Origin of the sequence: Microcoleus sp. N9_A1, from assembly GCF_036701795.1 — a bacterium.
Classification (GTDB): Bacteria; Cyanobacteriota; Cyanobacteriia; order Cyanobacteriales; family Microcoleaceae; genus Microcoleus.
In genome coordinates this window covers 21103-34012 of sequence record NZ_JAUBRI010000021.1, presented here as the reverse complement: position 1 = coordinate 34012, position 12910 = coordinate 21103, and the positions used below count along the sequence as shown (strand labels likewise).

Annotated in this window: 6 protein-coding genes; 5 read left to right on the top strand and 1 reads right to left on the bottom strand. The window is 45.7% G+C overall.

What is annotated here, in order from left to right:
* Positions 1 to 52: 52 nt before the first annotated feature.
* From pruA to QUA58_RS12420, 3 genes are all read left to right on the top strand, one after another.
* Positions 53 to 3028, top strand: a complete 2976-nt coding sequence (pruA, locus tag QUA58_RS12430; protein WP_333394288.1) for an L-glutamate gamma-semialdehyde dehydrogenase — start codon at positions 53 to 55, stop codon at positions 3026 to 3028.
* A gap of 132 nt (positions 3029 to 3160) precedes the next feature.
* Entirely contained in the window at positions 3161 to 4825 is a 1665-nt protein-coding gene (locus QUA58_RS12425) for a glycosyltransferase family 39 protein (RefSeq protein ID WP_333394287.1), read from the top strand.
* A gap of 176 nt (positions 4826 to 5001) precedes the next feature.
* Positions 5002 to 5481 (top strand): hypothetical protein, encoded by a 480-nt coding sequence (locus tag QUA58_RS12420; RefSeq protein WP_333394285.1) that lies wholly within the window; start codon positions 5002 to 5004, stop codon positions 5479 to 5481.
* Between the two features lie 263 nt (positions 5482 to 5744).
* Here the strand turns inward: QUA58_RS12420 and QUA58_RS12415 are convergent, their stop codons facing one another.
* A complete protein-coding gene (locus QUA58_RS12415) occupies positions 5745 to 7790 on the bottom strand; it encodes a S8 family serine peptidase (RefSeq protein WP_333394284.1) in 2046 nt (681 codons plus the stop codon).
* Positions 7791 to 8173: 383 nt separating this feature from the next.
* On the opposite strand from QUA58_RS12415, the gene QUA58_RS12410 reads away from it, so the two are divergent.
* Both QUA58_RS12410 and QUA58_RS12405 read left to right on the top strand, forming a co-directional pair.
* Positions 8174 to 9223, top strand: a complete 1050-nt coding sequence (locus QUA58_RS12410) for a lysylphosphatidylglycerol synthase domain-containing protein (protein ID WP_333394282.1) — start codon at positions 8174 to 8176, stop codon at positions 9221 to 9223.
* Positions 9224 to 9554: 331 nt separating this feature from the next.
* Positions 9555 to 12910 (top strand): DUF4347 domain-containing protein (locus QUA58_RS12405; RefSeq protein WP_333394281.1); only part of this gene is annotated, 3356 nt, incomplete at its 3' end.

Genomic DNA, 12910 nt, shown 5'->3' with positions numbered 1-12910 from the left:
TAGTTGCCAAATATATCAACCCGCCCCGCCAATTACCAATTACTAATTACCAATGGTCGCACAAGTATCTCCAAGCATCTACGAAGCAAAGACTCAGGAAATAGCTAAAGAAATCCTGAAGGCAACTCAAGACAAAAAGCGATCGTTTTTTGGTCAACTGCAAGACCAAATGCGCTGGGACGACAAACTGATGGATTGGGCGATGGCTAGCCCCGGACTGCGGGTGCAATTGTTTCGATTCATCGACTGTTTGCCGGCCCTCCGCAGCAAGCCGGAAATTGCCCGCCACTTGCAAGAATACCTGACCACTGAAGAGGTAGAATTGCCCGAAGCATTGAAAAAATTGCTCAATTTTACTAACGCCGATTCGATTCCTGGACAATTGGCGGCGACGACGGTTGCCCCGGCGGTGGAAACTTTGGCGCACAAGTATATTTCTGGGGAAAATATCAAGCAGGTAGTTAAAACTTTAGAGCGACTTCGCAAAGATAAAATGGGTTTTACAGTTGACCTTTTGGGGGAAGCTGTCATCACTGAAACTGAGGCGCAAATTTATCTTAACCGCTATTTGGAATTGATGGAGGAACTGGCGAAGGCAGCGAAGAATTGGCCGCAGGTAGATGCAATTGACAAAGCAGACGGCGAAACTCTGCCGCGAGTGCAAGTATCGGTAAAGCTAACGGCTTTTTATTCTCAGTTTGACCCTTTGGATGCTAAAGGTAGCGAGGAGAAAGTCAGCGAGAGAATTCGCATTTTACTGCGCCGCGCGCAGGAATTGGGAGCGGCCGTTCATTTCGATATGGAACAGTATGCTTACAAAAGTTTAACTCTGACCATTCTCAAAGACTTATTGTTAGAGGAAGAGTTTCGCAGTCGCACGGATATTGGAATTACATTGCAAGCATATTTGCGCGACAGTGCTCAAGATTTGCGAAACCTGATTTCCTGGGCAAAAAAACGCGGAAATCCGGTAACAGTGCGGCTGGTAAAAGGCGCTTACTGGGATCAGGAAACTATCAAAGCGATGCAGAAAGATTGGCCACAGCCCGTCTACAATGACAAAGTTGCTACCGATGCCAATTTCGAGCAGATGACGCAGTTGCTGCTCGAAAATCACGAATATTTGTATGCAGCTATTGGCAGTCATAATGTACGATCGCAAGCCAGGGCGATCGCCATTGCCGAAACTCTCAACATCCCGCGCCGCCGCTTTGAAATGCAAGTGCTGTATGGCATGGGCGACAAATTGGCTAAGCTTTTGGTCGATCGGGGTTATCGCGTCCGAGTCTACTGCCCCTACGGCGATTTGCTGCCGGGAATGGCTTATTTGATCCGCCGTTTGCTGGAAAATACCGCCAACAGTTCTTTCATCCGGCAAAGTTCCGAAGAAATGCCGATCGAACAATTGTTAGCCGCGCCCGTTGCTAATGGAAATGACCAGCTAGTTTACAGCAAAGTATTTCCCAACGTTGCCGATACCGACTACGCTAATACCAAATTGCGGCAACAAGCAGAAACAGCCATCAAATCAGTGCGGGCTAACTTAGGTAAAACCTATTTACCCCTAATCAATGGCGAGTACCAAAATACTGAAGCAACAGTTAATTCCCTCAACCCTTCCAATCCTACAGAAGTAGTTGGCAACATCGGATTGCTTTCCGAAGAACAGGCCAAACAAGCCCTGGAAGCAGCAAAAGCAGCCTCCACCAGTTGGCGAAAAACCCCCGTCCGCCAGCGCGCCGGCGTCCTCCGCAAAGCTGCAGAATTGATGGAACAGCGGCGGCACGAACTATCAGCTTGGATGGTGTTTGAAGTCGGCAAACCTGTCAGAGAATGCGATGCAGAAGTCTCCGAAGCTATTGATTTTTGCCGCTACTACGCCGACGAAATGGAACGGTTAGAACAAGGGAAGAATTACGACATTCCCGGAGAAACTAACCGCTACAGCTATCAGCCGCGCGGCATTTCTTTAATCATTTCACCTTGGAATTTCCCCCTGGCAATTCCCGTCGGCATGACAGTTGCATCGCTGGTAGCTGGTAATTGTACTTTGCTCAAACCAGCGGAAGTTTCCTCAGTAATTGCAGCAAAAATCACAGAGATTTTGCTAGAAGCCGGAATCCCCAAAGGGGTATTTCAATACGTGCCTTGCAAAGGTTCAACCGTCGGCGCTTACATGGTGAAACATCCTGATGTTCACATGATTACTTTCACCGGTTCTCAGGAAGTGGGCTGTCAGATTTATGCCGATGCTGCGATTTTGCAGCCTGGACAAAAACACCTGAAACGAGTAATTGCGGAAATGGGCGGCAAGAATGCAATTATTGTCGATGAAAGTGCGGATTTAGACCAAGCAGTTGCAGGCGTAGTTTATTCGGCATTTGGCTACAGTGGCCAAAAATGTTCCGCTTGTTCGCGAGTAATTGTAGTCGAATCAGTGTACGATAATTTTGTGGCAAGATTGGTAGAAGCGACGCGATCGCTCAATGTCGGCCCAGCAGAAAATCCCGGCACTCAAGTCGGCCCTGTGATCGATGCAAATGCCCATTCGCGCATGCGCGAATACATCGAAAAAGGTCGCGCCGAAGCTAACATAGCTTTAGAAATGCCGGCACCAGAAACCGGTTATTTTGTCGGCCCAGTCATTGTTACCGAAGTATCGCCGACAGCAACTATCGCCCAAGAAGAAATTTTCGGCCCAGTTTTGTCGGTGATTCGGGCAAAAAATTTCAGCGAAGCGATTGTTATTGCTAACGGCACGAATTTTGCTTTAACCGGCGGATTGTATTCTCGCACGCCTTCACATATCGATCGAGCTGCATCCGATTTTGAAGTCGGAAACCTGTACATCAATCGCGGAATTACCGGGGCTGTGGTATCGCGGCAACCCTTCGGAGGATTCAAACTTTCGGGAGTTGGTTCTAAAGCGGGTGGCCCGGATTATTTGCTGCAATTCCTCGAACCCCGCACCATAACCGAAAATATTCAGCGGCAGGGTTTTGCGCCGATTGAAGGAGTGGATGATTAATCATTCCTTTGTTCGCACTAAGGACTGAAGTCCTTTCTCTGGCTGTTAAGCTGTTAAGTTAGTAGGGTGTGCTAGGCGCACCCTACGGGGGGGGTAACAGAAAAAATTTGTGCGAGATTAGCTAGTTATAAAATGGAATCTACCAAAGATCGCGATCGACTAAATTCTCACAACCCTGCACTTGACAAGTGGCTGCGATTTTTAATTATCGCGGTATTAGTCATCGGTATTTTATTTCGCTTCGCCAATCTCGATCGCAAATTTTACTGGATCGACGAAACATATACTTCTTTGAGAGTTTCTGGCTACACCGAAGTCGAAATAATCAAAGAAATTTCGTACCAGAAAATAACCTCGCCTGCGGATTTACAAAAATATCAGCAGATAAATTCAGAACACAATTTAACTGACACGCTACATTCTTTAGCAACAGAAGATCCCCAACACCCCCCTCTGTATTACGTACTAGCGCGATATTGGGCGCAATGGTTCGGCAGTTCCGTTGCAGCAATGAGAAGTTCGGCCGCCGTGATTAGCCTGCTAGTATTTCCCGCAATTTATTGGCTGGCTTGGGAGTTATTTGAATCTTCAGCAGTAGCGTGGATGGCGATCGCACTTTTCGCAATTTCTCCCTACCACATCCTATTTGCCCAAGAAGCAAGACAGTACAGTTTGTGGACATTAACTACTATTTTATCCAGTGCAGCCTTGCTGCGAGCAATGCGCTCTGACCAAAATGCTGTCGCCCTCGTTCTTTCCTGGGCGCTTTATGCAGGCACAGCAACACTGGGATTCTACACCCACTTGTTATTTGTCTGCGTCGCTGCCGCCCACGCAATTTACGTCGCAGTTATTGCCAACTGGCGCGATGTGAAAACATTCATTTCCTATTATGTAGCATCTTTAATCGCTTTGATCGGCTTCATGCCTTCCCTGGTAAATACTGTAGAAAACTTCAATCAAGTTAGAAGCACAACAGCATGGGCAGAACAAACAAATTACTTAAGATTAGTCAGCAGGTGGGTTGGTTCCGTAAGCATAGCATTTTTTGATATTGGCATTGATGGAACTGCCAACCCCACAGAACTAGCCTTGCTAATTCCAGTTGGTATTATGATTCTAGCTTTAGTCGGCTATGCCATTTATTATTTATGCCGACAAACACCAAAGCGAGTGTGGTTGATTGTATTGTTATTGATTGCAACAACTGCTTTGTTTTTAGCAGTGCCTGATATAATCAAGGGTGGAAGGCGATCGGCAAATCCGCGATATTTAGTTCCTTGTTATGTGGGAATTCAGCTAGCAGTGGCTTACCTGCTGTCTGCGAAAATTAGTAACAATTTGGAGAACTTCCAACAGAAAAAACTGTGGAAAATTGTTATAGTTACAGTTTTTTCCGCAGGTATTATATCCGGTGGAGTTAGTTCTCAAGCAGATATTTGGTGGAATAAAGGAAGCGGTTGGTTGGGTGCTTTGGAAGTAGCTGGGGTTGTCAATCAAGCCAGCAACCCCCTATTTATCAGCGATGCCAATATCGCATATATTATGCCTTTAAGTTATTACCTAGAACCAAAAGTCAAACTGCTAATAGAACCCCGCTGTTACACTTCTTGCTACAAAAATCGAGAATTGGCAAAGAAAAAACCCCAACCCCCGCAAATTCCCGGCGGTTTCAGTGAGTTGTTTTTATACAAACCGTCAAAGGCTTTGCGATCGGCAATTCAGCAACAAAACTATCAAATAGATCCGGCTGACACTAATGTTGAGCTTAATCTGTGGAAAATTACCAAAAAATAATCTAAAACATTAAGGCAAAAAACACGGGTTTGCTGCCCAAAAATAAATGTCTTATTCACTGCGACATACTGGCAATAAAGGCATTTTGGGAAGTATGTCGCAAGTATAGTTCAATAGGGTTGCTTTTCGCGTTAAGCTAGAAGTTAAGAATCCAAAAATAACATCAAAAATCTAAAATGACAGTCACTGAAACCTCCAACATTCGTAAACTGCTATGTGATCCAGACTTAGGGCTGATTCCTCACCTAGAAAAGTGCCTGAAAGATTTGCACTCATCTGCGATCGCCAGTGGAGAGAAATTCAAGGTAGAACCTTATGATATAGAACTCAAAAGCTGCCACACCCAGAAGCATCCCAACGACCAAAAACCCCTCGTCACCCAGTCAGTGTTAATAAAAGTTCCCCTGACTGGAAAAGTTCAAGACAAGATGCACCTATATCTGATCGCAACTGAGTTGCAGAACCAAATAGACTTCAAAATTATCGACTGGAGTGCCTTAGAACGCCGCCAATACGATATTCAGGGCATCCCTTTAAAGCAGCCGATCACCAAAATAGATGGCCAGATGAATTACGAGTTAGTATTCGATCGACCAACCTACTGCTGCATCACCCTGTGCCGCCAATTTGACTTAACTTACGCCGCCAATTTTTAATTTGGCTTGTAGGGGCTGGTTTCACCAACAATATTTAGGTTGATTGACAATCTATAAAACCCGCCCTATCCCACGGTAAACCCCTTGTACATTTTTCGCATTCAATACAAATCAATGTTGATGTAGATTGTTAGTTGTGTGGGGGCGGGTTTATGTAGATTGTTAGTAGCAATTCGATATTGTTGGTGAAACCCGCCCCTACGAAATCTGGTAACAGTATGTCAAGCCCATCACCAATTCCCAATTCCCAATTATCAATTAATTCAAACCGATCGATTGGCAGTTTCCGCAAGAATCCTCTTAATATCAGCAGGAGTCAGCCTCGGATTAGCTTGTAACATTAAAGCTATCACGCCGGATACCTGTGGCACTGCCATTGAAGTACCCGCAAAATATCGATAGGGAATCCCCGGTTCCGAAAGCGACACAGTTGAATAAACGTCACCAGAATCCGCCCTCCCACCGTCGCCGCCCGCAGCAACAAAGTAATTAATAGTCTCCGCACCCGCCCGGTTAGAATAATCCGCAAACAAGCCATTTCGGGTAACAGCACCGACAGCAATTCCTACCTCATTGGCAAACCGAGCCGGATAATCAGCTTGTGGGCGAGCATCATTTCCTGCCGCCGAAATTACGATCGCGCCTTGAGCTTCAGCCACTCGAATCGCATTCAATTCTTGATCATTCAACTGGAGGCCGCCCAAACTCACATTTATTATTTTTGCTCCATTTGCTACCGCATAATTAATCGCATTAATTTCATCCCTAACTTTGCCTACTCCCGCCTCATCGAGTATTTTCAAAGGCATAATCTTCGCAGTCGGAGCAGTTCCCGTAATCCCAACCCCATCTTTTTTCGCAGCAACTAAACCCGATATATGAGTGCCGTGATTGTTATCATCCATCGGGTCATTATCGTTGTTGACAAAATCCCATCCCCGGAAATCGTCAACAAAGCCATTGCCATCATCATCAACCCCGTTGCTAGCTTTATTGCGACCGATCGCATCAACACCAGTTTCCCCCACATTGCTCCAAATATTCCCCGTCAAATCCGGGTGATTGTAGTCAACTCCGCTGTCAATAACTGCCACCACAATGCCGTCTCCAGTCAATCCCTGGGCCCAAACCTCTGGAGCTTTAATTAAATCTCTGCCCCACTCATCGCCGCCCAAATCGGGAACATCAGGAAAAGTTGCAGTACCTTGAGCTTTAGCAACTGCCGCCGCTGCATTCACCAAACCGAACCCAAAACGAGAGTCAAAACCCTGCAAGTTGCTCGCATTGTTAGTAAAAACAGTTGCCGGGGTTGCAGATAGATTGAGGGAGAAATTTGTACTGCCTTGGTATTGATAAATTCGGACAAAGTAAGTTCCTGCGGCTAAACCGTTGATGTCGATCGACTCCGGCGATAAATCTGGTTCTTGAGAAGAAGCAATAATATCGGTGAAGTCAATAGAATTGTCGCCGTTAAGATCTTTAATTAATGCCACATCAACATCCGCCGTCAAACCGCTGACAGTTAATTTAAAGTCGCTAGTTGCAGGCAAAGTAAAGCGGTAAAGGCCGTCTGGCCGAGCATTGCTAACCGAGTCTGCGATCGTTTGAGTGCCGCCCAAAACGCCTAAATCGCGAGCTTGATCGAGTTGGTTGCCCAATACGGTAGTTGCAGAGATGAATGTATTGGCGAGGTCTTGTGGAGATGCGTTGGCTACCAAGCCTAAAATAGCATTGGATTGGCGAATTTTAATTAATGTATTGGAAATACCGGGGGCGATCGATATTTCTTCGAGAATCAAGTCAGCTTCGGTAAGATTGTCAGTCAGGCCGATCGAATCCACAAAACTGTTAAAGTCAGTAATCACGTCTGCTGCAGCCGGATCGGAGACTGCGGAGTTGCTGCGGAGGACAAAGGTATCTGGGCCCAAACCCCCTGTCAGCGTATCTTTACCCCCATCACCCACTAAAACGTCGCTGCCGTCGCCGCCGTTGAGGGCGTCCTCTCCCTTACCTCCCTGCAAGGTATCGCTGCCGGCATCGCCAAACAGGATGTCGCTGTTGACACCGCCGTTAAGCAAATCGTTGTCCGCACCCCCTAACAGCGTATCGGAATTGCTGCCACCGAGAATGCGATCGTTACCATTATCACCGCTGATTATTTCGGCATCCGACGAACCAACAATAAAATCGTTGCCGCCGAGGGCAAAAAATCCGTTAGGATAAGGAGTCAAAAAGCCCGGAGTCAAGGCGAAACTATTGGGGCTATCATCTAAAAGATAGGAAAGACCGTCAGGGCTCGGGCCGGGCATAGAAATGTACTCCTAGCGAGGTATATCGATCTAAATTTTAGATTTTAAATTTAAGTTTGTGGTTAAAAACGCCCTAAATAGTCTGTAAGGCGGGCATTACGCACAATCTGTAGAGGTCTGCATAGGTTAGGTTAAACAGAGATGTTCCACCATTCTCAATTACTTGTTTAGGAACAGGCATCTTGCCTGTTCCACAAAAATGTTGAGTTATTGTGGAACGGGCATCTTGCCCGTTCTTGACAAGGGTGCAACATCTCAGGTTAAACAGATTTATTCCATCATATCATGCCGTGTAAATCAATCACAATTCCGCCTTAGCCCCTCTAAAATATAAAATCTAAAACAGTATAACTTAATCCCAAATTCAAAATCGGGGTCAGGAAATGGGAAAACAACACTTGCATCGAGTTCAGAATTTTTTGAAGATTGCGAAGTCGCATTTAAAGCCTTATTTGCGCTATTTGATTTTGGGTGGGACGTTTTTATTTATTGCCAAAGCTTTTTTAACTCACTGGCGAGAAGTGGCGAATATCCAAATTCGAGCCGAAAGTTTTCCATTGCTGGCGATCGCCCTTGGCGTCACTTTATTTTCTCTAATTTTTGTCGGCTGGGTGTGGATGTTGATTTTGCGAGAATTCCGGCAACCTGTAACTGCCGCCTGGGCGATTCAAGTTTTTCTCAAAACTAATATTGCCAAGTATTTACCGGGGAATATTTGGCATTTTTGGGGTCGAATATTGGAAGCCAAAAAGGCAGGCATTTTCCCCAAAGCCGCTACTCTCAGCGTATTGCTGGAACCACTGCTGATGGCTTCTGCGGGCGTTTTGATTGGGTTGATTTGTTTTGACCAATTCAATTGGTTGTTGCGGCTTGTCGGTTGTGCTGCTATTTTAACGGCGATTCATCCCCGAATTTTAAATCCGATCGTTCTCTTTGTAGAGCGGTTGAAGTTATCAAAGAACAATGGGGAAAATTCAAAGGTTGAGGAGGCTGCGGGCGATCGACCAATTTTGCGTTTAGAGTCTAGCTCCAATCTAGCTAAAAAAACATCGACTGTCAAGTCCCGCCGCCACATTAATTTGCCACTTAAACGCTATCCTTTAGTGCCGTTAATCGGACAAATGTGTTTTATCGGATTGCGGGGCTGCGGTTTTTTGCTAACTGTAATGGCTTTAACTCCGGTGAACTTTAGCAATATTCCCAACTTGTTCGGTGCTTTTTGTTTTGCGTTTGTTGTCGGTTTAGTCGTACCCGGTGCACCGGGGGGAATGGGAGTATTTGAAGCAACGGCGATCGCCCTGCTGTCCGATCGCTTTTCTACGGGTATAATTTTGAGTGCGGTGGCTTTGTATCGGATAATTAGCATTCTGGCGGATGTTTCCGGTGCTGCTTTGGCAAAGCTCGATCGCCAGCGCGATCGGCACCGTAAGTGAGTGGGAAAATATATAATGCCAGCGGACTTGCCGCGATTAGCCGAGTCGAAAATATGTATTTTTATTAAGATTTTTGGGTTACGTACGTATGCTGGTATAGTTGAGCTTAGACTGAATTTTTTCAAATAATCTGTTTGAGTTCATCAAGGACAAAGCCACAAACAATATAGTCGGAATCAATAAATTTAAGACTGGCAAGCAAACCTAGTTGCTCTCATAAAAATTACAATTTTAGGTATTTGTACCTCAAAGAAACGGGTTTTTTGAGTTCGGGTGTGGTAGTCCTGGATTTATGAAAAATTGTTAACTTTAGGAGATAGGGTACACAGCCATGATGCCAGTTTTATCAGCAGGTGCGATCGAACTTCCGAATCAAATGAACGCGGGCAATGGGAGTTTTGGGGAAAAGAGCGATCGCACCAATAACCCCAGTACAATAGTATTTATCGATGCAGCAGTAACAGACTATCAAAATCTCCTAGATGGAGTGAAATCGGGAGTAGAAGCAATAATTCTCGACTCCCACAGAGATGGAGTCGAACAAATTAGCGAAGTTTTAGCGAATCGCACTAATATTGATAGCATTCATCTAGTTTCCCACGGCGAACCGGGAAGCTTGCAACTCGGTAAAACCCGACTATCTATCGATAACCTAGAAGCTTATAGCCAGCAATTGCAGCAATGGCGGCGCGCTTTAACAATTGATGCAGACATCCTGATTTACGGCTGCAATGTAGCAGCAGCATCCCGCGCTTGTCAGAAAGTCCGCCAGGGAATAAATTCCCTGTCTCAAAGCGAAAGTCGGTTGAAACCGAGATGTTGCACCATTCTCAATAAGCCTTTTATGAACAGGCAAGATGCCTGTTCCACAAGAAAATTCACTCTTTGTGGAACAGGCATCTTGCCTGTTATTGAGAATGGTGTAAGATGTGAGTTGAAACCGACTAAAAACAATTTCATTAAACAGTTATTTCAAGAGGACTTTTGCTATGAGACGGGGGTTGAAACCCCCGGCGGACTCGATGAACCAGCCTTAGATGGTGTCCAATTCCTCCACCGCATTGCATCCCTCACTGGTGCAAATATCGCCGCATCCAAGCATCTCACAGGGAGTGCAAAATTAGGGGGGAATTGGGAACTCGAAACACAAATCGGCAACATTAAATCGCCCCTAGCATTCGAGTCAGACGCAATGGAAAATTATGCGTCTGTTTTGGCTATTTATACCGTTACCAATAGTTCCGATAGCGGTACAGATTCTCTGAGAGATGCCATCAACAAAGCCAATTCCAATCCCGGATCAGACACAATTAACTTTAACATTCCCGGTACTGGCCCTTATACCATTAACCTTTTCGGTCAAGCCTTACCTGTCATCACCAGCCCAGTTATGATCAATGGCAAATCTCAACCTGGATATGCTGGAAAACCGATAATTGAACTAAATGGCAGTTTAGTACAACAACCAGCCTCATCTGCCAATTATATTTATATTAATGGTTTAGATTTAGGCAAAAGCCCTTTTGGTGGCGCCGAAGATTCCAGTGGCAGTACCATTCAAGGATTGGTTATTAACGGATTTGGAAAGGGCGGAAATTCCGGCTTAGGTCACGGCATTGGAGTACAGACTAACAACAATACCATCCAAGACAACTACATTGGTACTGATATTAGCGGTACGACTGCTGTAGCCAACACTTTAGCTGGGATCAGAATCCAAAGTTACACTCAAAACAATCCTCCTAATGTCACCCCCCTAACAGGCAATATTATCTCGCGCAACGTCATTTCTGGCAACGAAGGTATTGGAGGTATATTTATTGCTGGGCCAGGGTCAGGGGGAGTCACCAACACCAAAATTACTGGCAATTACATCGGGACTGATGCCACGGGGACAATAGCTTTAGGTAACAAGGGTGATGGCATTTTTATCTTAGGCAAAAACTCGAATAATACTATCGGCGGCACTGCACCTGGAGAAGGTAATATCATTGCTAACAATAATCGCAGCGGTATGGAGGTTGCTAGTAAAAATGCCACCAGTAACACTATTCAAGGCAATAGCATTTTTAACAACAAACGATTAGGAATTGACTTAATCGGTAATAATGGTGTCACTTCCAACGATTTAGGCGACGCCGATACAGGCAGCAACAACCTGCAAAATTACCCGGTTCTGACCTCAGTTAGCGGCAACACAGTTAGCGGCATTCTCAACAGCACTCCTAATGCCAATTTCCGCGTCGAATTTTTTGCAAATACCAGTTATGACCCCGCAGGCGCAGGTCAAGGTCAAACTTTCCTCGGCTTCCAAGACGTTACTACAGATAGCGCTGGCAATGGTAATATCAACTTCGCCTACACTCCAGTAGCAGGCAAACAGGTTCTAGCTGCTACTGCTACTAATAAAACCACAGGCGATACCTCGGAATTTTCTCGTCGCAATCAATCTCCTATTAATTCAATACCGGGAAGAACCACAACCACTACAACTAACCCGAATAACATTACCATCAACAGCGGAGACTTCGTATATAACGTTTTAGCGACACCCTATCCGTCTGCTATTGACGTTTCAGGTGTAACAGGAAAAGTAGACAGCGTTACCATCACTCTCAACAATGTTCAAACTTCTAACTCTGCCAATGGTGGACCGCAGAACATCAACCTCTTGCTAGTTGGGCCCGAGGGACAAAATGTGGTGTTAATGTCTCACGTTCCATCTGAACCACTCAACAACGTCACGCTGAAGTTGGATGATAATGCAGCCTCTTTTCTTTCTAGTTTTCCTTTTGTTACAGTACCAACTATCGCTTCAGGAACTTACAAACCGACCAACTATTCACTGAGCGGTTTTCTTGATGTTTATCCCTTTTTGTATAACGATACGCCAACGCCAACACCGACAGGGGCACCAGAAGGGCCTTACGGTTCGACTCTTTCTGTTTTTAATAAAACTAACCCCAACGGCACTTGGAAATTGTATGCAGTTGATGCCAACCAAGAGAATAGTAAAGCTTCCAATGCTACTACTCCAGGAAATATTGCCAGTTGGAGTGTAAACATTTCGACTGATATCGGCAAAGAAACGACGACTCAAAATACTCCTCGCATCTTTTCTGCTAGCAACGGCAATAGTATCTCTGTATCGGATTTAGATAGCGAGTCGGTGGAAGTTAATCTCAGCGTTACCAGCGGCACTCTTACACTCAAGTCGCTGACGGGAGTTACCGGATCGGGGAATGGCAGCAACAGCCTGATTTATACGGGAAAACAGGCTGATATTAATGCTGCTTTAGATGGTTTAACTTATACGCCGAATCTGAACTTTAGTGGCACCGATACGCTGACTTTGACGACAAACGATCGCGGAGCTCCAGAATTAGGCGGTGCTCAAACCGATAGCGATCGTGTGGATATTACCGTCAATCCAACCACTCCGACTCCAACCACTCCGACTCCAACCACTCCGACTCCAACAACTCCGACTCCGACAACTCCGACTCCGACAACTCCGACTCCGACAACTCCGACTCCAACCACTCCGACTCCAACAACTCCGACTCCAACAACTCCGACTCCAACAACTCCGACTCCAACCACTCCGACTCCAACCACTCCGACTCCAACCACTCCGACTCCAACCACTCCGACTCCAACCACTCCGACTCCAACCACTCCGACTCC